This is a genomic window from Cellulosimicrobium sp. EB106-03-01-XG111 (assembly GCF_058792115.1).
Map to the genome: position 1 here is coordinate 76010 of NZ_JBYTEQ010000005.1, position 22628 is coordinate 98637.

The 22628-nt window shown below is 75.2% G+C and carries 16 protein-coding genes; 4 read left to right on the top strand and 12 right to left on the bottom strand.

Annotation, left to right across the window (positions count from 1 at the left end):
- The first annotated feature begins 69 nt into the window (after positions 1-69).
- From AC3WT4_RS05985 to pntB, 3 genes are all read left to right on the top strand, one after another.
- Positions 70-2874, top strand: a complete 2805-nt coding sequence (locus tag AC3WT4_RS05985) for a flippase-like domain-containing protein (RefSeq protein WP_083384925.1) — start codon at positions 70-72, stop codon at positions 2872-2874.
- Positions 2875-3046: 172 nt separating this feature from the next.
- The gene (locus tag AC3WT4_RS05990; protein ID WP_492314976.1) at positions 3047-4645 is read left to right on the top strand and encodes a Re/Si-specific NAD(P)(+) transhydrogenase subunit alpha; all 1599 of its coding nucleotides are present in this window, start codon (positions 3047-3049) and stop codon (positions 4643-4645) included.
- The gene (pntB, locus tag AC3WT4_RS05995) at positions 4642-6051 is read left to right on the top strand and encodes a Re/Si-specific NAD(P)(+) transhydrogenase subunit beta (protein ID WP_257416738.1); all 1410 of its coding nucleotides are present in this window, start codon (positions 4642-4644) and stop codon (positions 6049-6051) included. The genes AC3WT4_RS05990 and pntB overlap by 4 nt, the downstream gene beginning before the upstream one ends.
- Positions 6052-6093: 42 nt before the next feature.
- Here the strand turns inward: pntB and AC3WT4_RS06000 are convergent, their stop codons facing one another.
- The 9 genes from AC3WT4_RS06000 to AC3WT4_RS06040 all read right to left on the bottom strand — a co-directional run bounded on the left by AC3WT4_RS06000 (position 6094) and on the right by AC3WT4_RS06040 (position 17566).
- Positions 6094-6681, bottom strand: coding sequence for a hypothetical protein (locus AC3WT4_RS06000; protein ID WP_051028391.1), 588 nt, complete (start codon positions 6679-6681; stop codon positions 6094-6096).
- Between the two features lie 115 nt (positions 6682-6796).
- Positions 6797-7684, bottom strand: coding sequence for an HpcH/HpaI aldolase/citrate lyase family protein (locus AC3WT4_RS06005; RefSeq protein ID WP_492314977.1), 888 nt, complete (start codon positions 7682-7684; stop codon positions 6797-6799).
- Positions 7678-8319 carry a MaoC family dehydratase gene (locus AC3WT4_RS06010; RefSeq protein WP_492314978.1) on the bottom strand — a complete coding sequence of 214 codons (642 nt, stop codon included), beginning with the start codon at positions 8317-8319 and terminating at the stop codon, positions 7678-7680. Before AC3WT4_RS06010 ends, AC3WT4_RS06005 begins: the two co-directional genes overlap by 7 nt.
- A 106-nt stretch (positions 8320-8425) precedes the next feature.
- A complete protein-coding gene (locus AC3WT4_RS06015) occupies positions 8426-9601 on the bottom strand; it encodes an acyl-CoA dehydrogenase family protein (RefSeq protein ID WP_114554177.1) in 1176 nt (391 codons plus the stop codon).
- Positions 9598-11874, bottom strand: coding sequence for an acetyl/propionyl/methylcrotonyl-CoA carboxylase subunit alpha (locus AC3WT4_RS06020; RefSeq protein ID WP_492314979.1), 2277 nt, complete (start codon positions 11872-11874; stop codon positions 9598-9600). Before AC3WT4_RS06020 ends, AC3WT4_RS06015 begins: the two co-directional genes overlap by 4 nt.
- A gap of 4 nt (positions 11875-11878) precedes the next feature.
- Positions 11879-13519, bottom strand: coding sequence for a carboxyl transferase domain-containing protein (locus tag AC3WT4_RS06025; RefSeq protein WP_492314980.1), 1641 nt, complete (start codon positions 13517-13519; stop codon positions 11879-11881).
- Positions 13516-15231 (bottom strand): dihydrolipoamide acetyltransferase family protein, encoded by a 1716-nt coding sequence (locus AC3WT4_RS06030; protein ID WP_492314981.1) that lies wholly within the window; start codon positions 15229-15231, stop codon positions 13516-13518. Before AC3WT4_RS06030 ends, AC3WT4_RS06025 begins: the two co-directional genes overlap by 4 nt.
- The gene (locus AC3WT4_RS06035; protein ID WP_492314982.1) at positions 15228-16256 is read right to left on the bottom strand and encodes an alpha-ketoacid dehydrogenase subunit beta; all 1029 of its coding nucleotides are present in this window, start codon (positions 16254-16256) and stop codon (positions 15228-15230) included. Before AC3WT4_RS06035 ends, AC3WT4_RS06030 begins: the two co-directional genes overlap by 4 nt.
- On the bottom strand, positions 16253-17566 hold the full coding sequence (locus AC3WT4_RS06040) for a thiamine pyrophosphate-dependent dehydrogenase E1 component subunit alpha (protein WP_083385000.1): 1314 nt from the start codon (positions 17564-17566) through the stop codon (positions 16253-16255). Before AC3WT4_RS06040 ends, AC3WT4_RS06035 begins: the two co-directional genes overlap by 4 nt.
- Positions 17567-17708: 142 nt before the next feature.
- Here AC3WT4_RS06040 and AC3WT4_RS06045 point away from each other — a divergent pair, with 142 nt between their 5' ends.
- Positions 17709-18185, top strand: a complete 477-nt coding sequence (locus AC3WT4_RS06045) for an Lrp/AsnC family transcriptional regulator (RefSeq protein ID WP_492314983.1) — start codon at positions 17709-17711, stop codon at positions 18183-18185.
- Between the two features lie 21 nt (positions 18186-18206).
- On the opposite strand, the gene AC3WT4_RS06050 is transcribed toward AC3WT4_RS06045, so the two are convergent.
- Genes AC3WT4_RS06050 through AC3WT4_RS06060 form a run of 3 tightly spaced genes read right to left on the bottom strand, consistent with a single transcriptional unit; the run spans position 18207 to position 22405 of the window.
- Entirely contained in the window at positions 18207-19250 is a 1044-nt protein-coding gene (locus AC3WT4_RS06050; RefSeq protein ID WP_492314984.1) for a glycosyltransferase family 2 protein, read from the bottom strand.
- Positions 19247-19885 carry a hypothetical protein gene (locus tag AC3WT4_RS06055; RefSeq protein ID WP_108047939.1) on the bottom strand — a complete coding sequence of 213 codons (639 nt, stop codon included), beginning with the start codon at positions 19883-19885 and terminating at the stop codon, positions 19247-19249. The genes AC3WT4_RS06050 and AC3WT4_RS06055 overlap by 4 nt, the downstream gene beginning before the upstream one ends.
- Before the next feature lie 21 nt (positions 19886-19906).
- Positions 19907-22405, bottom strand: a complete 2499-nt coding sequence (locus AC3WT4_RS06060; RefSeq protein WP_492314985.1) for a glycoside hydrolase family 3 C-terminal domain-containing protein — start codon at positions 22403-22405, stop codon at positions 19907-19909.
- Positions 22406-22628: the final 223 nt, after the last annotated feature.

The following is a 22628-nucleotide window of genomic DNA, read 5'->3' on the forward strand; positions in this document are numbered from 1 at the left end:
GGGCGAATCGCCCGGAAGAATCGGCCAAATACCGCGCCTGCCGGGACCCCCGGACCTAGACTCGCAGGCATGTCCTCCCCCGCGCCCGAGCCGACGCCGGGCGACACGTCCCACGTGGGCGCGGTCGTCGAGGTCGGGTCGCTCGCCGCGTCGGGACGCCGCGACGCCCGCCCCCAGACCGGCGCGCTCGAGGCGCTGCTCGCCCCGCGCGACGGCGACGACGAGGGCACGGTCCGGGTCGTCGACACCGCCGAGCAGCGCGTCCGGCACCCGATCGACTTCGTCAACCTCGTGCTGTGCGCGGTCGGCGTCGCGGTCGTCATGCTCATGTCGGTGTACGCGCACGGGACGACCGAGGGCGTCGCGGAGGACGTGCAGAACTTCTCGGACGTGCTCGCCCGCGTGCTCTTCCTCCCGGTCACCGTGCTCGAAGGGCTCATCACGCTCTTCGTCCCGCTCGCGGTGCTGGTCGAGCTCGGTCTGCGCCGTCTCGGGCGGCAGGTCGTCGAGTCCATCGTCGCCGCGGCGCTCGGCCTGCTCCTCGGGGTGCTGGTCGTGCTCGCGCTGCGCACGTGGGGCTCCGACGACCTGATCCGCGGGCTCTCCGCGTTCATCGACGGGTCGTGGCAGCTCACCATCCCCGACTACCTGTACGTCGCCGCGATCGCCGGCCTCCTCACGGCCGCGGGCACGCGCACCCGGCGACGCACCGTCAAGTGGTCGTGGAACCTGCTGTTCGTCGCGATCGGCGTCGTGCTCATCACCGGCCAGGTCTCGCTGCCGGGCATCATCATCACGCTGCTGCTCGGGCGCATCGCCGGGCTGGCCGTGCGCTACGTCTCGGGCGTGCGCAGCGAGCGGGCCTACGGGCCCGAGCTCGTGGCCGGGGTCCGGCGCGCGGGGTTCTCCCCCGTGGCGCTCGTCCGCGTGCGCGACGTCACCGACGACGACGAGCTCGCCGAGGCGGCGGACGACCCCATCACGGAGGTCGACGCCGAGGGCCGGATCACGGCCGAGGTGCACGTCGGCGTGCTGCGCGCGCCGGGCGCGACCGACGACGGCGGGACCGTCCTCACCGCCGACGCGGCCCTCGCGGCCCACCACCTCGGGGCTCAGCACGCCGACGAGGACACGGTCCCGGAGGGCACGGACGCCGCGCCCGAGCCGCAGGACGCCCCGTCCGACCCGGCCGCGATCGCGCTGACGCGCGCGGGCGACAACCGCGTCTACGCGATGCTCGCGGAGGACGACGTGCGCCGGGACGTCGTCGTGCTCGACGGCGACCGCCAGGTCGTCGGCTTCCTCACCCGCTTCTGGCGGTCGCTGCGCCTGCGCGGCAGCGAGGGTCGCGCCGCGATCTCGCTGCGCGCCGCCGCGGAGCGCACGGCCCTCCTGTCCTACGCCGCGCGGGCGGCCGGAGTCCGCACGCCGCGGCTCCTGGGCGTCGCCGAGTCCGCCGACTCGATGGTGCTCGTCCAGGAGCACGCGACGGGCGCCGTGTCGCTGCGCGACCTCCCCGTCGAGGACGTCACCGGCTCGGTGCTCAACGAGGCGTGGCGCCAGCTCCGCCTCGCCCACTCCGCGGGGATCGCCCACCGTGCCCTGACCTCCGACGTCGTGCTCGTCTCGCACGAGCCGTCGACGGGCGCCCCGGAGGTGTGGCTCACCGGGTGGGAGCAGGGCGACATCGCGTCGTCCGAGCTCGCACGCCGCATGGACCTCGCCCAGATGGTCGCGCTGCTCGCGCTGCGCGTCGGGGCGCAGCGCGCCGTCGAGTCCGCGGTGAGCGTGCTGCCCGACGACGACATCGCCGCCATCGGCCCGCTGCTCCAGTCGGTCGCCCTGCCGCCGAGCACGCGCGAGGAGATCCGGCAGGACAAGGAGCTGCTCAAGGAGCTGCGCGCCGCGCTCGTGGAGCGGCTGCCCGAGGCCGACGTCGAGCCGCAGCGGATCACGCGGTTCGGCGCCCGCACGGTGCTGACGATCGCGCTCGTGATCGCCGCGGTGACCGCGCTCGTGACGTCGTTCAACTTCGAGCAGATCGCCGAGGCCGTCACCGAGGCGAACCCGTGGTGGGCCGTCCTGTCGTTCGTGCTCGGCATCCTCACGTGGGTCGGCGCCGCGATGACGCTCACGGCGTTCTCGCCGAAGCGCCTGCCGTTCTGGCGCGTCAACCTGACCCAGGCGGCCGGCTCCTACGTCGCGCTCGCCGCGCCCGCGGGGATCGGCCCGGCGGCGCTCAACCTCCGGCTGCTCACGAAGCGCGGCATCTCGACGCCGATGGCCGTCGCCACCGTCGCGCTCGTGCAGGTGTCGCAGTTCGTCGTGACGATCCTCATCCTCGTGGTGCTGTCGGTCTTCACCGGCGAGGGCGGCCTCGTCCAGCTCCCCTCGACGACCGTGCTGCTCGCCATCGGCGGCGTCGCGCTCGCCGTGCTCGCGACGCTCCTCGTGCCCGCCGTCCGGAACTGGGCGCTCGCCAAGCTCCGGCCGACCGTCCAGCAGGTGTGGCCGCGGCTCTCGGAGATGCTCGGCCAGCCCGGGCGGCTCGCCGTCGGTCTCGCGGGCAACATCGTCATGACGCTCGGCTACGTGCTGGCCTTCGACGCCGCGCTCGCCGCGTTCGGGCAGGAGCTCGACCTCGTCGACGTCGCCGTGATCTACCTGGTCGGCAACGCGGCCGGTGCCGCCGTCCCGACGCCGGGCGGCCTCGGCACGATCGAGCTCGCGCTGACCGCGGGCCTCACCGCAGCCGGCGTCCCGGTCGCGCTCGCCACGTCGGCCACCCTCCTCTTCCGCGTCGCGACGTACTGGGCGCGCATCCCCATCGGCTGGTTCGCCATGCGGTTCCTGCAGAAGAAGGGCGACCTCTAGCGCGCCACCGCCGGCCCCGAGGCGGTCCGCGCACCGCGCGGGCGGACGCCGCAGGCCCGGGGACGTTCGACCCGGGACGGCGCGGACGGCCCCCGATAGGCTCGCCGCGCACCCGCCGTCGTCTCCGGTCGCGCGGGCGCCCACGATGCTCGACGAGGTGAGGAGCCCGCACGTGAGGATCGGTGTCCCCCGCGAGGTGAGGGACGGGGAGCGGCTGGTCGCCGCGACCCCGCGCACGGTCGAGCGGCTGCGCGCGCTCGGGTACGAGGTGGTCGTCGAGCACGACGCGGGCGCGGGGGCCACGTTCTCCGACGCGGCGTACGAGGCCGCGGGCGCCGCGGTCGTCGACGCCGCGACGGCGTGGGGTGCCGACGTCGTCACGGCCGTGAACGCGCCCACCGACGCGCAGGTGGCGCTCCTGCGCCCGGGCGCGACCCTCGTCGCGATGCTCGGTCCCGCGAACGACCCCGGCCTCGTGCGGCGCCTCGCCGACCGCGGCGTGACCGCGCTCGCGCTCGACGCCGTGCCCCGCATCTCGCGTGCCCAGGCCCTCGACGTCCTGAGCACGCTGTCCAACGTCGCGGGCTACCGCGCGGTGGTCGAGGCCGCGGCCGAGTACGGCGGCATGTTCGCCGGGCAGGTCACCGCCGCGGGCAAGACGCCGCCCGCGAAGGTCTTCGTCATCGGCGGCGGGGTCGCGGGCCTCGCCGCGGTCGGTGCGGCCGCGAGCCTCGGCGCGCAGGTGCGCGCGTTCGACGTCCGGTCGGAGGCGGCCGAGCAGATCGAGTCCATGGGCGGCACCGCCGTGCGCGAGCCCGCGGCGCAGCAGGGCATGTCGGCCGACGGCTACGCGAAGCCGCTCACGCCCGAGCAGGAGGCCGCGGCCCTCGCCGTCTACGCGCGCGAGGCGGCCGACGCCGACGTCGTCGTCACGACGGCGCTCGTGCGCGGCCGGGCGCCGCGCACCCTCACGGCCGAGGCGGTCGCCGGGATGCGGCCCGGGAGCGTCGTCGTCGACCTCGCGGCCTCGGGCGGCGGCAACTGCGCGCTCACCGTGCCGGGCGAGCGCGTCGTCACGGAGAACGGCGTCGTGGTCGTCGGCTGGACCGACCTCGCGGGCCGGCTCCCGCAGCACACGTCGCAGCTCCTGGGGACGAACGTCGTGCACCTGCTCGAGCTGCTCACGCCCGGCGAGGACGGCGTGCCCGTGCTCGACCTCGACGACCCGGTCCAGCGCGGGATGACCGTCGCGCGCGACGGCGAGGTGCTCTGGCCGCCGCCGCCCGTCGCGGTGAGCGCCGCGCCGTCCCCCGCCGCGCCACCGCCACCAGACCCCGCCCGGGAGGCCGCCGACCGCGAGCGGGCCGCCGCGGAGGCCGCCGCGGCCGCGAGCCTGCGCCGCCGCCGTCGGACCGTCGGCGCCGCGCTCGCCGCGGTGCTCGTCACGCTCGCGCTGTCGTTCGCCCCGCCGTCGCTCGTCGGGCACGTCACGGTGTTCACGCTGGCGGTGATCGTCGGGTACTACGTCATCTCGAACGTCACGCACTCCCTGCACACGCCGCTCATGGCCCAGACGAACGCGATCTCCGGCATCATCCTCGTCGGCGCGCTCCTGCAGCTCGGCTCCGACGACTGGGTCGTCACGACGCTCGCGCTCGTCGCGGCGACGCTCGCGAGCATCAACGTGTTCGGTGGCTTCCTCGTCGCGAACCGCATGATCGGCATGTTCCGCAAGGACGTCCCCGCCCGTGCGCAGGGGGTGGCCCGATGACCGCCACGTCCGTCGCCCAGGCCGTCTACGTCCTCGCGGCCGTCCTGTTCGTGCTGAGCCTCGCGGGCCTGTCGAAGCAGGAGTCCGCGCGCCGCGGCAACGTCCTCGGCATGGTCGGCATGGTCCTCGCGCTCGCCGCGACGATCGTCCTCGCGCTCGGCACGAGCGCCCGCCCCGTGCTCGTCACCGCGCTGCTCGTCGCCGTCGTGCTCCTCGTGGGCGCCGCCGTCGGGACGTGGCGGGCCCGCCGCGTCGAGATGACGCAGATGCCCGAGCTCATCGCGATCCTGCACAGCTTCGTCGGGGCCGCGGCCGTGCTCGTCGGCTTCAACTCGTACCTCACCGCGCAGGCCGCGGGGCACGACGACGTCGCGCACCTCGTCGAGGTCTCGCTCGGCGTGCTCGTGGGCGCCGTGACGTTCACGGGCTCGGTCGTCGCGTTCCTCAAGCTGTCCGGTCGCACGCGGTCGGCACCGCTCCAGCTCCCCGGCCGGAACCTGCTCAACCTCGCCGCGCTCGTCGCGAGCCTCGGGCTCGTCGCGTGGTTCGTCGTCGCGCCGTCGGTGTGGCCGCTGCTCCTGCTCACCGTCGTGTCGCTCGCCCTGGGCTGGCACCTCGTCGCGTCGATCGGGGGCGGTGACATGCCCGTCGTCGTCTCGATGCTCAACTCGTACTCCGGCTGGGCCGCCGCCGCGGCGGGGTTCATGCTCGGCAACGACCTGCTCATCGTCACGGGCGCGCTCGTCGGGTCCTCCGGCGCGATCCTCAGCTACATCATGTGCCGGGCCATGAACCGGTCGTTCGTGTCCGTCATCCTCGGCGGCTTCGGGGCCGAGGAGGGCGCGGCCCCCGCGGGCGGCGAGGGGCCGCAGGGCGAGCACCGCGAGGTGAGCGCCGACGACGTCGCGGACCTCCTGCGCGACGCCCGGAGCGTCGTCATCACCCCCGGCTACGGCATGGCGGTCGCCAAGGCGCAGTACCCCGTCGCCGACCTCGTGCAGATCCTGCGCGACGGCGGCGCCCAGGTCCGCTTCGGCGTCCACCCCGTCGCGGGCCGGCTCCCCGGGCACATGAACGTGCTGCTCGCGGAGGCGCGCGTCCCGTACGACATCGTGCTCGAGATGGACGAGATCAACGACGACCTGGCGGGCACGGACGTCGTGCTCGTCATCGGGGCGAACGACACCGTGAACCCCGCCGCGCTCGACGACCCGGGCTCGCCCATCGCGGGCATGCCCGTGCTGCACGTGTGGGACGCGAAGCAGGTCGTCGTCTTCAAGCGGTCCATGGCGGCCGGCTACGCCGGGGTGCAGAACCCGCTCTTCTTCCGCGAGAACACCGGGATGCTCTTCGGGGACGCCAAGCAACGGGTCGAGGACATCGTGGCGGCGCTCCGCGCGGGCTGAGGGGCGCGGGCGACCGGGACGGCGCGGGGCTCGCGGCGGCGATCAGCCGGGCACGCGCTCCCGGGCGGGGGCGAACGTCAGCGACGGCAGGGTCTCGAGGGTCCGGTGGGCGGCGACGTAGTCCTTGAGGTCCCCGCGGAAGACGACGCGGCCCGGCAGGTCGAGCAGCGTCTGGGGCCGCACCTGCCACCGTTCGACCCCGAGGTCCCACACGCCCGCGCCGTGCAGCACGTGGTAGACGAACTCGGAGCAGAAGAACCGGTCCTCGGCCTCGTGCCCGCGGCCGAACCGCGCGCCGACGAGGCCGCGCACGTTGTACGAGAACGCGTGCGAGTCGAGCAGGAACTCGGTGATCCGGACGCGGATCGCCTCGTGCTGCTCCGGGGTCACGGGCACCGCCAGCACGACCCCCGGCACGACGTCCATGCCGCGGTACAGGCCGTCGTCGAACCGCTCGCGCCGGAAGCAGCCGACGAACGGGTTGCCCGCCCGCCGCCGGCCGAAGCTGAACATCAGGTCGAGCCCCTGGTCGAGCGCGAGGGAGGAGTGCGTGAACTCGTCGCGGGTCGCCAGCGCGATCGTCCGGGACAGGACCGTACGACTGCGGGACAGGACGACGTAGACGTTCACGCGAGTGACCATACGATGCCCGAGCCCGCAAGCGGAACGGGCGGAGCGGGGTATTTGTCCGGTCAGCCGCGCTCGGGCGCCTCCGGCCCGTCCCGCGAGCGCGGCCTCCCGGCGCTCACCCGTCCGACGGCACCCGGCTGAGGACCGCCCGCGCGTGCCGGAGGACCGGCTCGTCGACCATGCGGCCCTCGAACGTGAAGACGGCACCGGGGCCGCCCGGGTTCGCGGCCGCGGCGTCGAGCAGCGCGCGGGCGTCGGCCACCTGCTCGGCGGTCGGCGCGTAGGCGGCGCGGATCACGGCGACGTGGCTCGGGTGGATGCACGCCGTCGCGGCGAACCCCGACGCGGCCGCGTCCTCGGCCTCGGCGCGCAGCCCGTCGAGGTCGCCGACGTCGAGGTGGACCGCGTCGACAGCGGCCTTCCCCGCCGCGCCGGCCGCGAGCAGCACCGCGGCGCGGGCGTGCCGCGCGACGTCGCGGTAGGTGCCGTCCGGGCGTCGGCTCGACGCCCCGCCGAGCGACGCGACCAGGTCCTCCGCGCCCCACATGAGCGCGACGACCTCGGGCCTGCGGGCGATCTCCGGCGCCGCGACGACGCCGGCCGCCGTCTCGCACAGCGCGAGCACCCGCACCCCCGGCAGCGTGGTCGCGAGCGCCCCGAGCGACGCGAGCAGCTCCGGCCCGGCCTTGGCGACCATGACCGTGCGCAGGCGCGTGTCCGCGAGCGCCGCCACGTCGAGCGCGTGCTCGGGCGTCCCGACGGGGTTCACGCGCACGACCGTGCGCGCCGGGTCCAGCGTCACCGACGCCTGGACGACGGCACGCCGCGCGGCGTCCTTGGCGTGCGGGGCGACGGCGTCCTCGAGGTCGAGGATCACGGCGTCGGCGCGGTCGGCGGCCTTGGCGAACCGGTCGGGACGGTCGCCGGGGCAGAACAGCAGCGCGGGCCCGAGCCCGAACCCTGGCGGGGAGGCGGCGCGGTGCCCGACGCCGTCGGTCACCACGCGCTCTCCTCGTCGCCGCGCTCGAGCGCGGGCTCGTGCACCCCCGCCGCGTGCTCGCCGAGCCCGGGGGTGTCGCCGGGATCGGCGTCCGCCGCGCCCACCACCCCGGGTCCGGTGGACGCCCCGGGGGGCCGGGCGTCGTCGGGCACCACCGTGGACGCCGCCTCGTGCGCGGCGCGCGTCCAGAAGAGCGCGGTGCGGACGGCGCGCGCGACGAGCACGCCGTCCTGGTTGAGGCCGCGGTGCTCGAGGGTCACGACGCCCTGCCCCGGCCGCGACGCGGACAGCCGCTTCTCGACGACCTCCGTCTCGGCGTAGAGCGTGTCGCCGTGGAACAGCGGCTTCGGGAACTCGACCTCGCGGAAGCCGAGGTTCGCGACGATCGTGCCCTGCGTGACCTGCCCGACGGACAGCCCGACGAGCGTCGACAGCGTCATCATCGAGTTGACGAGCCGCTGCCCGAACGGCTGGGTCGCGGCCCACGCGGCGTCGAGGTGCAGCGCCTGGTGGTTCATCGTGAGCGTGGAGAAGACGACGTCGTCCGCCTCCGTGAGCGTGCGGCCGGGCCGGTGGCGGTACACCACGCCCGTCTCGAGCTCGTCGTAGTACAGGCCCCGCTGGACCACCTCGCGCATCGCTGCTCCTCCCCTCGTCCCTGACGTCGCCAGCCGCCGACCACGAGGTTGCTGTCGGGATGACCGTGAGAACGACAGCACCGTCGTGGTCGGCGTCGGTCCCGCGCTAGCCGTCCAGTCCCAGGCTCCTCGCGATGACCATGAGCTGCACCTCGGTCGTGCCCTCGCCGACCTCGAGCACCTTGGCGTCGCGGTAGTGGCGCGCGACGGGGTTCTCGTTGAGGAACCCGTAGCCGCCGAAGATCTGCGACGCGTCGCGCGCGTTCGCCATCGCGGCCTCGCCGCCGACGAGCTTCGCGACCGACGCCTCCGCCTTGAACGGCTTGCCGCGCACGAGCTTCTGCGCGGCGTCGAGCCACGCGAGGCGCGCGGTGTGGACGCGCGCCTGCATGCGCGCGAGCGTGAACGCGACGTGCTGGTTCTCCCCGATCGACCGCCCGAACACGACGCGCTCGCGCGCGTACCGCAGCGCCTCCTCGAGGCAGCCCTGCGCGGCGCCGGTCGCGAGGGCGGCGAACGCGATGCGGCCCTCGTCGAGCGCGCGGAGGAAGTTCGCGTACCCGCGGCCGCGCTCGCCGAGGAGGTTCCCGGCGGGCACGCGCACGTCGGTCAGCGTGAGGGGGTGCGTGTCGGAGGTGTGCCAGCCGACCTTGTCGTACGACGGCCCGACCTCGAGCCCGGGCGTCCCCGCCGGGACGATGATGCTCGACAGCTCCTTGCGCACCTCGCCGTCCTGGCTGACCGTCTCGCCCGTCACGGCGGTGATGGTCACGAGGCTCGTGATGGGCGTCCCCGAGTTGGTGATGAACTGCTTGGACCCGTCGATCACCCACTCGTCGCCGTCGAGGCGCGCGGTCGTGCGGGTCCCGCCCGCGTCGGACCCGGCCCCGGCCTCGGTGAGCCCGAACGCTGCGAGCGCCCGCCCGGCGAGCAGGTCGGGCAGCCACCGCTCCTGCTGCTCGCGCGAGCCGTGCCGGTAGAGCGGGACGATCCCCAGCCCGACCCCGGCCTCGAGCGTCACCGCGATCGACTGGTCGACGCGCGCGAGCGCCTCGACCGCGAGGCACAGGGACACGTAGTCCTGGCCCTGGCCCCCGACGTCGCGCGGGAACGGCAGCCCGAACAGCCCCAGCTCCCCCATCTGCGCGATGATCTCCATCGGCAGGCGGCGTTCCGTGTCGTAGCGGTAGGCGGCGGGCGCGACGACGCTGTCCGCGAAGTCGCGCACCACCTGGCTGAGCTTCCGCTGCTCGTCGTCGAGCAGGACGTCGGCCTCGATCATGATGCTCCCTGGGTGTCGGGTTGCGGGACCGGGGCGGCGGGTTGTGCCGCACCGGAGTCGTGGGGGTGGACGACGGCGACCACCTGGTCCCGGCGCACGAGGTCGCCGGGGCGCACGCGCACGTCGGCGACGCCGTCGTGCGGGGCGAGGAGCGGGTGCTCCATCTTCATGGCCTCGACCGTGACGAGGACGTCCCCGGCGGTGACGGGCTCGCCGTCCGCGGCGGCCGTGACGACCGTGCCGGGCATCGCGGCGCGCACCTCGGGGTCGGTCGCGCCGGGCGCGTCGCCCCGTGCCCGACGGCGGTCGGCCCGCGCCCGTGCGGCGCGCTGCTCCCGGTCCGGGGCGGCCAGGGCGACGGTCCGCCCGTCGCGCCACACCCACACCGTCGCGGGCTCGCCGTCGCCGGCGGGCGCGTCGAGGGCCAGCCGCACGCGCTCGCGGACGCCGTCCACGGTGAGCCACCACGCGCCGTCGACCCAGGGGTCGCGGGCGAGCGACGCCCGTACCGCGTGGGTCGTCGAGCCGGGCCACGCACCGTCGTCGGGTGCCGGCACGTGCACGACGGCGTCCCCCACCACCCCGGACACCCGCACCTCGTGCGTGCCCCCGGTCGCATCGACGAGCAGAACCCGCCGCGCTGCCGCGGCCCCGTTGAGCCGCCACCCGTCCCCCACCCGCCAGGGATCGCCGTCACGACCCCCCGCTCCCCCGCCGAGCATGGGGTCGTGGCCCGTCCCGTCCCCCGGACGGGCAACAACCCCATGTTCGGCGAGGAACAGGACTGCCGCGGCGAGGGACCGAAGAGCGTCCGCACCCCCCGGCCCCTCGCCGGACCCGGCCGCCGACCCCGAACCCGACGCCACGAGCCGGTCGATCAGGCCGGTGTCGAGCCGGCCCGCACGGACGTCGTCGTCCGCGAGCAGAGACCGCAGGAACGCCGTGTTCGTCTCGACGCCCAGCACGACCGTCCGCGCGAGCAGACCGTCGAGGCGCTCCACGGCCTCGTCGCGCGTCTCGGCCCACGCGACGGCCTTGGCGAGCATCGGGTCGTAGTGGCCGCCGACGACGGTGCCCGCGCCGATGCCGGAGTCCAGACGCAGCGGGGACGCGCCGGGCCCGGACGGGGCGCCGCCGTCGTCGTAGACGAGGACCGATCCGGTGGCCGGGAGGAAGCCGCGCTCGGGGGACTCGGCGTAGAGGCGCGCCTCGACGGCGTGGCCACGGAGCACGACGTCGTCCTGGGCCAGCCCCAGGGGCTCGCCCGCCGCGACGCGCAGCTGGAGCGCGACGAGGTCGAGGCCGGTGACCATCTCGGTCACGGGGTGCTCGACCTGGAGGCGCGTGTTCATCTCGATGAAGAAGAACTCGTCCGGGCTCGCGGCGGGGACGAGGAACTCGACCGTCCCGGCACCCACGTACCCGACGGACCGCGCGACCTCGCACGCGGCCTCGCCCATGCGGGCACGCTGCGCGGGGGTGAGGAGCGGCGACGGCGCCTCCTCGACGACCTTCTGGTGGCGGCGCTGGAGCGAGCACTCGCGCTCGCCGAGGTGGACCACGGTCCCGTGCGTGTCGGCGAGCACCTGCACCTCGATGTGGCGCGGCGCCTCGACGAGCCGTTCGAGCAGGAGCGTGTCGTCGCCGAACGACGATGCCGCGACCCGCCGCGCCGACGCGAGCGCGCCCGGCAGGTCGGCCTCCGCGCGCACGACGACCATGCCCTTGCCCCCGCCCCCGGCGGACGGCTTGACGAGCAGCGGGAACCCGACGGCGCCCGCGGCGGCGAGGAGGTCGTCGTCGGACATCCCGGGCTCGCCCGCGCCTGGGACCACGGGCACGCCCCGCGCGCCGACGATGCTCTTCGCGGCGAGCTTGTCGGCCATCGCCTCGAGCGCGTCGACGCCCGGCCCGACGAACGCGATCCCGGCGCGCTCGCACGCCCGGGCGAGCGCCGGGTTCTCCGAGAGGAAGCCGTAGCCGGGGTGGACCGCCTCGGCCCCGGTCGCGACGGCCGCGGCGACGACGGCGTCGACGTCGAGGTAGCTCTGCGCAGCCGGCGCGGGCCCGAGCCGGACTGCGACGTCGGCCTCGCGCACGTGGCGCGCGTCGGCGTCGGCGTCGGAGAAGACGGCGACGGACCGCACGCCGAGGCGGCGCAGCGTGCCGATCACGCGGCACGCTATCTCGCCGCGGTTCGCGACGAGGACCGTGCGGAACCCGGGACCGCCGGTCGGGCGGTCGGTCGCGTCGTGGAGGGTGCGGGAGGTCATCGGCTCACATCCGGAAGAGGCCGAACCGGTCACCGGTCCAGGTCTCGGCGAGGGGCGTGCGCGCGCACACGCCGAGGGCGAGGCCGAGCACGCGGCGCGTGTCGGCGGGGTCGATCACGCCGTCGTCCCACAGCCGCGCGGTCGCGTAGTAGGGGCTGCCGTGCTCGTCGTAGTCGGCGCGGATGTCGGCGGAGAACGCGGCCTCCTCGTCGGGGTCCCACGTCTCGCCGCGCGCCGCGAGCTGCTCGCGCTTGACGGTCGACAGCACGGACGCGGCCTGCGGGCCGCCCATCACGGAGATGCGGCTCGCGGGCCACGACCACAGGAAGCGTGGCGAGTACGCGCGGCCGCACATCGAGTAGTTCCCCGCCCCGAACGACCCGCCGACGATCACCGTGAGCTTCGGGACGCGCGTCGTCGCGACGGCCGTGACCATCTTGGCGCCGTCCTTCGCGATCCCGCCGGCCTCGGCGTCGGTACCGACCATGAAGCCGGAGATGTTCTGCAGGAACAGCAGCGGGATGCCGCGCTGGTCGCACAGCTCGACGAAGTGCGCCCCCTTGAGCGCGGACGCCGAGAACAGCACGCCCTGGTTCGCGAGGATCCCCACCGGGTGCCCGTGGATGCGCGCGAAGCCCGTGACGAGCGTGTCGCCGTACTCGCGCTTGAACTCGTCGAACCGGCTCCCGTCGACGAGCCGGGCGATGACCTCGCGCGGGTCGTAGGGGGCCTGGACGTCGGCCGGGACGGCGGCGTACAGATCCTCCCCCGAGTCCTGTACGGCGGCCCCCGCCACGCGGGGAGGCTCGCTGGTCGCGACGTCCCACGCGGGCTCCGGGTCGGGCGGGAGCGTCGCGACGATGCGGCGCACGGTGTCGAGCGCGTCCTCGTCGTCGTCGGCCAGGTGGTCGACGACGCCGCTGCGGCGCGCGTGCAGCTCGCCGCCGCCGAGCTCCTCGGCCGTGACGACCTCGCCGATCGCCGCCCTCACGAGCGGCGGCCCGCCGAGGAAGATCGTGCCCTGCCCGCGCACGATGACCGTCTGGTCGCTCATCGCGGGCACGTAGGCGCCGCCCGCCGTGCACGACCCGAGGACGGCGGAGATCTGCGGGACCCCCGCCGCCGAGAGGCGCGCCTGGTGGTAGAAGATCCGGCCGAAGTGGTCGCGGTCCGGGAACACCTCGGCCTGCCGGGGCAGGAACGCGCCGCCCGAGTCGACGAGGTAGACGCACGGCAGCCGGTTCTCCAGCGCGATCTCCTGCGCCCGCAGGTGCTTCTTCACCGTGAGCGGGTGGTACGTGCCGCCCTTCACGGTCGCGTCGTTGCACACGACCATGACCTGCCGCCCGCTCACCACCCCGATCCCGGCGACGACGCCCGCGGCCGGCCACGCGCCGTCGTCCACGCCGTACCCGGCGAGCGGCGCGATCTCCAGGAACGGGCTGCCCTCGTCGAGCAGCCGGTCCACGCGGTCGCGCGGGAGCAGCTTGCCGCGCGCCACGTGCCGGTCGCGCGCCGACGCCGGGCCGCCGCGCGCGACGTCGGCCGTGCGCTCGCGCAGCTCGTCCGCGAGCCCGCGCTGCGCGGCGTCGTTCGCCCGGGCCGCGTCCGACCCGGGCTCGACGGCGCTCGTCAGGACGGTCACGCGACCACCTCCTGCCGGCCCCCGGCGAGGAGCGCGAGCGCCGGGTCCTCGAGCAGCACGCCCAGGTCGGCGAGGAAGCGCGCACCCTGCTCGCCGTCGACCACGCGGTGGTCGAACGACAGGCTGAGGGTGACGACGTCGCGCAGCGCGACCTCGCCGTCGTGCTCCCAGGGCCGACGCCGCACCGCCCCCAGGCCGAGGATCGCCGCCTCGCCGGGGACGAGGATCGGGGTGCCCGCGTCGACGCCGAACACCCCGACGTTGGTGATCGAGATCGTCCCGCCGGTCAGGCGCTCGGGCGTCGTGCGACCGTCGCGCGCGGTGGTCGTGAGGTCGGTCAGCGCGGCGGCGAGGTCGGGCAGGTCGAGCGCCTGCGCGTCGGGCACGTGCGGCACGACGAGCCCCCGGTCGGTCGCGACCGCGATCCCCAGGTGCACCCGCCGGTGCCGCACGATCTCCGCCGAGCCGTCGGGGAGGTCGCGCCACGCGCTGTTGAGCGCGGGGTGGCGCGGCAGCACGAGGCACAGCGCGCGGGCCGCGAGCGCCAGCACGGTGATCCGCGCACCGCGCGCGAGGCGGTGGGTGCGCAGCCGCTCGAGGAGCTCGACGCTCCGCGTCACGTCCACGGTGAGGAACACCGTCGCGTGGGGCGCCGTGAACGCGCTCGCCACCATCGCCGCCGCGGTGTGCTTGCGCACGCCCCGCACGGGCACGACCTCCGGGTCGAGGCCGGCCGCGCGGTCGGCGCCCATGCCCGCCGCCGCACCCGGCGCCGAGAGGGGAGAAGTGGCCCCGGGGACGCGGTCCGGAGGGGCCAGTTCTCGCTTCTCGCCGCTCGGTGCCCCCGGGCCGGCGGCCGGCGCGGGGTGGACGCTCGCGCTGTGCTCGTCGCGCGGTCGGCGTGCGACGTCGCGGTGGCAGCTCACCGCCGCGAGGACGTCCTCGCGCGTGATGAGCCCGTCGCGGCCGGACCCCTCGACCCGGTCGATCCGCACGCCGAGCTTCTTCGCGAGCGCGCGCACCGGCGGCGTCGACCGGGGCCGCTCGCCGGTCACGGTGGTGCGGTGGGGCGCGACGGCGACGTCGGGCCGTGCGACCTGGGCCTCGCCTACCGCCCGCCGGGGTCGACGCGCGGGCCGCCCGACCCGGTCGGGGCGTGCCCCGTAGCCGACGAGGTTCGGCTCGGGCGCGTCGGCGGTGTCGGCCACGGCGGCGGCCGGGTCGACGGCCGGGTCGACGGCCGAGGAGCCGGCCGGGCCCTCGGGCGGGTCTCCCGCCCGGGCGACCCCCGCCCCGGCGACCGCCCCGACCAGGGCGGGGACGGCGTCGGGCACCCGGGCCGGGACCCCGGCGGACGAGCCCTCCGGACCGCCGCCGGAGGCACCCACCGCGCCCTCGGCGGACCCGGGCGCCGCGGTGCCGTCCGCCACCGGGGCGGCCCCGCCGCCGGACGCGGGTGCCGCGCCGTCGTCGACCTCGAAGGTGACGAGGGGCTCGCCCACGCTCACCGTCTGGCCCTCCTCGGCGTGGAGGGACGCGACGACGCCCGCGTACGGGGACGGGAGGTCGACGAGGGCCTTCGCGGTCTCGACCTCGGCGATGACCTGGTTGAGCTCGACGTGGTCGCCCGCGTGGACGTGCCAGCTGACGATGTCGGACTCGGTGAGGCCCTCGCCCAGGTCGGGGAGGCGGAACTCGCGCAGCGCCGTCATCGGGCCACCTCCGCGACCGGACGCCCGGACGACGGCACGAACGGCTCGACCCGCCCCAGGACGCGGTCGACGCCGTGGAGGATGCGGTCGAGGTCGGGGAGGTAGTGGCCCTCGAGCTTCGCGGGCGGGTACGGCATGCCGTGGCCCGTGACGCGGACGGGCGGTGCCTCGAGGTGCTCGAAGCAGCGGTCCGTCACGGTCGCGGCGATCTCCGCGCCGAGCCCCGCCTGGCGGGGCGCCTCGTGCGTGACGACGACCCGCCCCGTCTTGCGGACCGACGCCGCGACGGTGTCGTGGTCGATCGGCGACAGCGAGCGCAGGTCGATCACCTCGACGGACACGCCGTCGTCGGACGCGGCGACGGCGGCGTCGAGCGCGGTCCCGACGAGGCCGCCCCACGTGACGAGCGTGACGTCGTGGCCCTCGCGCACGACGCGGGCCCGGTCCATGGCCGGCGGGTCGACGGGGTCGAGGTCGACCTCGCCCTTGAGGTGGTAGCGCCGCTTGGGCTCGAAGAAGATCACCGGGTCGTCGCACGCGACGGCCTGGCGGAGCACGGTGTACGCGTCCTGGGGGTTCGCGACCGACACGACCCGCAGCCCGGCCGTGTGCGCGAACAGCGCCTCGGGCGACTCCGAGTGGTGCTCGGCCGCACCGATGCCGCCGCCCACGGGGATGCGGATCGTGATCGGCAGGCGCACCTTCCCGCCGGTGCGGGCGTGCATCTTCGCGAGCTGGGACAGGATCTGGTCGAACGCGACGAACACGAAGCCGTCGAACTGGATCTCGCACACCGGCCGGTAGCCGCGGTACGCGAGCCCGACGGCCGTCCCGATGATCCCCGACTCCGCGAGCGGCGTGTCGAGCACGCGGCGCGGCCCGAACTCCGCCTGGAGCCCGTCCGTCACGCGGTAGACACCACCGAGCCGGCCGACGTCCTCGCCCATGACGACCACGCGGTCGTCGTCCGTCATCGCGCGGTGCAGCCCGGCGCCGAGCGCCTTCGCGAGCGTGAGGGTCGTCATCGCGCCTCCTCCCCGTCGAAGCCGGCGAGGTAGTGCGCGTACTCCGCGCGCTCGCGGTCCAGCGCGTGGTGCGGCTCCGCGTAGACGTGGTCGAAGAGCGAGAGCGGCGGCGGGTCGGTGAGCGCGACGCACCCGGCGCGCAGCTCGGCGGCCGCCGCGTCGGCGACCTCCTGCACGCGCGCCGCGCCCGCGTCGTCGAGCACCCCGACGGCGCGCAGGTACGCCTCGAAGCGCGCGATCGGGTCGCGGCGCGTCCACTCCTCCACCTCGGCCGCGTCGCGGTACCGCTTCGGGTCGTCGGCCGTGGTGTGCGGGCCCATGCGGTAGGTGACGGCCTCGATCAAGGTCGGGCCGCCGTCGTGCCGGGCGCGGTCGAGGGCCGCGCGCGTCACGGCGAGCACCGCGAGGACGTCGTTGCCGTCGACGCGCACGCCCGGCAGGCCGAACCCGCGGGCGCGCTCCGCGAGCGGGACGCGCGACTGGAGCGCGACCGGCTCGGAGATGGCCCACTGGTTGTTCTGGCAGAAGAACACGACCGGCGAGCGGTACGTGGACGCGAAGACGAACGCCTCGTTGACGTCGCCCTGGCTCATCGCGCCGTCGCCGAAGTACGACACCCCGACCGGCAGCCCGGCGGCGGCGTCGACGCGGCCGGCGTCGACGTCGTTCTGCACGCCCATCGCCCAGCCCGTCGCGTGCAGCGCCTGGGCGCCGATGATGACCTGCGGCGACGCCATGCCGATCGCGTACGGGTCCCAGCCGGAGACCGCCACGCCGCGCCACACGCGCACGAGGTCGACGAGCGCCGCACCGCGCACCCGCGCGACAGCGTGCTCGCGGTAGGAGGAGAAGACGAAGTCGTCGTCGCGCAGCGCGCGCGCCGAGCCGACCTGCGCCGCCTCCTGGCCGAGGAGCGGCGGCCAGAGCGCGAGCTCGCCCTGCCGCTGGAGCGCCGTGGCCTCCGCGTCGATGCGACGCGCCACGACCATGTCCTCGTGGAGCCGCAGCAGCGCCGACCGGGCCGACGCGCGCGCGGCGTCGTCGGGCGCCGTCGGGTCGAGGTCCGCGAGCCACCGGTCCAGGTCCGGGTCGCGGTGGCGGGTGCCGCTCTCGTCGAGCACGCGCAGGGTCGGCGTCGACCCGGCGCCTGGGTCGGGCGGGTCCTGCCGCGGCGCGTCCTTGCGCACGTCGCGCACCACGTTCTTCCGGTCTGCTCGTGCGTCGCGCGGGGTTGCCGCCCGGTGACCGTCGTACGCCTTCGGCGGGGTCGCCGCCGTCGGTCCGGTCCGCACCGCAGGTTCGCTGGGCATCGTCGCCACCTCACCTCGGGGAGCCGGTCCTCTCCGTCGAGGACCGAGGTAGGGGGAACGTAACCCGCGTCACGCACATGGCTCCACCGACGCCTGACGCACCGTGCACTGTGACCGCCGTCACTCGGTTAGGGTGAGCACCATGCACAGCGCCGACGCTGTCGACCTCGACCTCCTGCTCGCGCTCGCCGACGACCCGCGGGCCACGATCGTCGCGCTCGCCGACCGGCTGCGGCTCTCCCGCAACACGGTCGCGGCGCGGCTCGCCCGCCTCGAGGCCGAGGGCGCGTTCCTCGACCTCGACCGGCGCATCGACCCGCACGTGCTGGGGCACCCCCTCACCGCGTTCGTCGAGGTGCAGCTCCGGCAGAAGGAGCTCGCGCGCATCGTCGACGACCTCGCGCGCATCCCCGAGGTCGTGCAGGCGTTCGGGCGCAGCGGCACCGCGGACCTGCGCGTCACCGTCGCGTGCCGCGACACGGACCACCTGTTCCGCATCGACGCCGCGATCCTCGCCATCGACGGCGTCGAGCGCACGGAGACGTCGCTCTCCATGGGCGAGCTCATCCCCTACCGGCTGCGGCCGCTCATCGAGAAGCGGCGTCGCGGCCCGCGGTGACGGGGACGGGGACGGGGACTGTCAGCTGAAGCCGATCGCACGCTGCGCGACCCGGTAGGCCAGGACCGACACGCGCCGTCCCGCCGGACCGGGGAGGTTGGCGATCTGCCCGAGTCCCGACCAGCGCACCTGGTGGTAGAGCTGGGGGTCCTGGGCGCGCAGGCGCGACCAGAGCCGCTCCTTCTCGACGAGGCACGCGGGCGTCCCCGCTCGCACGAGCAGGATGGACGACACCGCGCAGATGATCTCCACGTAGTGCAGGAGGTAGCGGCGCAGGCGCCGGTCGGCCACCGGGGTCCGGGAGACGTGCTCGAGCATGAGCCAGTTGACGCGGAGCTGCTGGTCGAGGCGCTTGAGCATGACCGCCTCGTGCACCGACTGGTCCTCGCGGCCGATGAAGTACCGGTAGAGGTCGACGTCGAGGTAGTACAGCGTGCGCACGTGTGCGAGCGGCACCAGCGCGTACAGGTTGTCCACGTAGAACGTGTGCTCGGGGAGCCGCAGGCCGGCGTCGCGCAGCACCTGGGTCCGGTACATCAGGGCGTGCATCATCATGTACTGGCGCTTGGCGAAGCGTCTCGTCTGCGACCACGTGAGCACGCGTCCGCGCGGCAGCGCGCCGCGGTACCGGACGGCCGTCTTCACGCGCTTGCCGACCTTCTCGTACACGAAGTTGCTCACCAGCAGGTCGACGGGCTCCCCGCCGGGGGTCCCGGCGTCCACGAACCGGCGCACGAACCCGCGCAGCGTCGCGAGCACCTGGGCGAGCGCGGCGCGGTCCACCCAGTCGTCGGCGTCCACGACCTTGAGGTACTCCCCCCGCGCGTGGTCGAGGCCGGTGTTGATCGCCGACCCGTGCCCGCCGTTGGCCTTGCGCAGCACGTGCACCTCGCCCGGGTACCGGTCCGCGTAGCCCTGGGCGAGCGCCGCCGTCCCGTCGGTGGAGCCGTCGTCGACGACGAGCACCTCCACCTCGGGACCGAACCCGACGAGCGAGTCGAGCGCGCGCGCCAGGTACGGCTCCGCGTCGTACGCCGGGACCACGACGGTCAGGAGGGGGTTCACGACGCACGCACCTCTCCGGCGTGCTCCGCCTCCGGCGTGGCCGGCGCCTCGGGCACCTGCTTGAAGATGACCTTGAAGATCGGGAAGAACACCCAGAACGAGATCGCGGCGTTGATGATCATCGTCGTGAAGTCCGCGAGGGTCTCGCCGGCGCCTCCCAGGCCCCACGTGTCGATGAACAGCTCGTAGATCGGCGTCTTGTACAGGCCCTGCGCGGCGGCCGCCGCGATCGAGATGACGACGTACGCGATGGTGTACCAGAGCGCGGCCTTCGCGACCGACGAGTTGGACTTGAACGTGATGGTGCGCTGAGCGAAGAAGTTGATCACCTGCGCCACCAGCAAGGTGATCTGCACGGCGAGGAAGTATGCCAGCCCCCCGCCGCCGCCCGGGAGCGGACCGGCGGCGTAGTCGAAGACGTAGTAGGCCGACCCGTCCGGGTTGGCCCCGACCGGCCAGACCTGGAACGCCACGTCCACCAGGGCGGTCATGCCGAAGACCCACTTGATGAGGGGCATGAGCGCGAGCTGCAGCACGGTGATGCCGTTGCTCAGCACGAAGAACACGACGAACTGCGCGGTCCCCGGTCGCTTCTCGGAGAACCGGCGCCAGGCGTCGCGGAGGCGGGTGAGCATGGGTCTTCCCTTTCGAGCGGGTCAGGAGTCGCCGCGGAGCGCGCGGGCGGTACGGCGGTCGGCGCGGCGGTTGCGGACGAACCCGCGCACGACGGCGCCGGTGCCGCGGAAGAGGTGGCCGTTGACGATGCGGACGATGCCGTCGACCATCGCGTCGTCGACCATGCCGCCGGTCATCTTCCCGATGGCCCGGAACGGCATGTTGAGCAGGAACAGGACGTTGAGGTCCGGCGCGCCCTTGCGGTCCGCCGCGTCGCGCCGCCAGGACAGGACGCGGAACGCGAGCCGGGCCAGGGGCGAGCGGGCCTCGGCGAGGCGCGAGAGCGGGTCGTTCACGCCGAGCCCCCCGGACCACGCCGCGGTCGGGACCGGTCGGCCGAGGAGCGCCGCGAACTGCGCGTCCGACACGTCGTGGACGCTTCCGGTGCGGTACGGCTCGGGCAGGTCGTCCTCGGTGCGCGGAGGCACCGTGCCGTCGAGCTCGACCGTCGCGCGCAGCGGGAGGTCGTCGACGTGGGGGCCGACGAGCACCGACCAGGCGCCCTCCTCGACCTGCCACGCGCCGGTCGCCACGTCCCAGTGCCGGAACGCCGCGTCCCCGAGGGGGACGGTGACCGTGCGCGACTCGCCCGGGTCGAGCTCGACGCGCGCGAACCCCGCGAGCGTGCGGTCCGGGCGGTGCACGCCCGGCGTCTCCCGACGCACGTAGACCTGCACGACGTCCGCCCCCGCGACCGGCCCGGTGTTGGTGACCGTGACCGTCACGTCGACGGCTGCCGCGTCCGCGTCGACCACGAGGTCGGAGTGCGCGAACGTCGTGTACGACAGCCCGAAGCCGAAGGGGAACGCGACCGGGACGTCCGCGCTCGTGTAGTACCGGTAGCCGACGTACAGGCCCTCGCGGTAGACGGCGGTGCGCCCGGTCGCGGGGAACGACGCGGCGGTCGGGGTGTCCGCGAGCCGCACGGGCAGCGTCTCGGCGAGCCGTCCCGACGGGTTGACGGCGCCGGTGAGCACGTCGAGGACGCCTCCGGCCCCGGCCTGCCCCCCGAGGTACCCGTGCACGAGCGCCCGGGCCGCGCCGAGCCACGGCGTGGAGATCGCGCCCCCGCCCGCGAGGACCACGACGGTCGCGGGGTTGATCGCGGCCACGGCCTCGAGGACCTCGACCTGCGCCGGGTGCAGCGCGAGCGTCGTGCGGTCCAGACCTTCCGACTCGGCGATCTCGTCGAGACCGAGGAAGAGCAGCACCGCGTCCGCGCCCTGCGCGGCCGCGACCGCCTCCTCCCGCAGCGCGGCGTCCGGCGTGCCGTCCCGACGGAAGCCGGGGGCGAACGTCGTCAGCTCGAGCCCCGAGCCCTCGATCACGTCGAGCACGCTGTCGAGGCGGGTCGGGTTCACCGCGGAGGACCCGGAGCCCTGGTAGCGCGGGGTGCGCGCGAAGTCGCCGACGACCGCGACCCGGGTCCCCGCGGCGAGCGGCAGGATCGCGTCCTCGTTCTTGAGCAGCACCGCCGAGCGCGCCGCGACCTCGCGGGCGAGCGCGTGGTGGGCGTCGGCGTCCACGGCCGGGGCGGTGCCCGGCTCGCGGGCCGCGGCGACGAGCCGCAGCACCTCCTCGGCGCGCGCGTCGAGGTCGGCCGGGTCGAGGCGGCCCGACCGCACCGCGTCGACGAGCCGGCGCGCCGAGCTCAGGCCCGCCGCCGGCATCTCGAGGGTGCCGCCGGCCGCCGCCGCGGCGACGACGTCGTTCGAGCCGCCCCAGTCGGAGACGACGGCGCCGTCGAACCCCCACTCCCGGCGCAGGACCTGGGTGAGGAGGAACGGGTCCTCGTGGGCGTAGACGCCGTTGACGAGGTTGTACGACGACATGATCGTCCGGGGGCTCGCCTCCGCGACGACGATCCCGAACGCCGTGAGGTAGACCTCGCGGAGCGTGCGCTCGTCGACCACGGAGTCCGAGACCATGCGGCGCAGCTCCTGGGAGTTCACCGCGAAGTGCTTGGGGCACGCGGCGACGCCGCGGGACTGGATCCCGCGCACGTAGCCGGCGGCCATCCGGCCCGCGAGCAGCGGGTCCTCGGAGAAGTACTCGAAGTTGCGCCCGCCGAGCGGCGACCGCTTGATGTTGAGGCCCGGGCCGAGCAGCACGTCCACGTCCTGCGCCGCGGCCTCCGCGCCGAGGGCGGTGCCCACGCGCTCGGCCAGCTCGACGTCCCACGTGTTCGCCACGGCGGCCGCCGTCGGGAAGCACGTGGCCTCCTGCGAGGCCGCGATGCCGAGGTGGTCGGCCGCGCCGAGCTGCTTGCGCACGCCGTGCGGGCCGTCGGCCAGCCAGAGGGAGCGGACGCCGAGCCGCGGGAGGTCGTGCGTCTCCCACACGGTCTTCCCCGTGAGCAGGGCCGCCTTCTCCAGGAGCGTCAGGCTCGCGGTCGGGACGACGCCGGTCGTCGCGGGCGTCGTGCCCGGGGCCGCGGCCGTCTCGCCGGCCGCGGCGGTGGTCTCGCCGTGGAGCTGCACGGTGCTCTCCTTGCGTGGTCGTGGGGTCGTGCGGGGTGCGTCCGAGCGGTCCCGGGCATGCCGGGGTCGGCCGTCGGCGGTGCGCCGCGGACGGCGGCTGCTCGGGACGTGCGGTGGGGGCCCGGTGCCGGACGGCGGTCCGGGCCCCGGCGTCGGGCCGGCGGTGGTGGGCGCCACCGGCCCGACGGCGCCGGGTGCCGGGTCTCCCGGGCGGTCGCCCGCC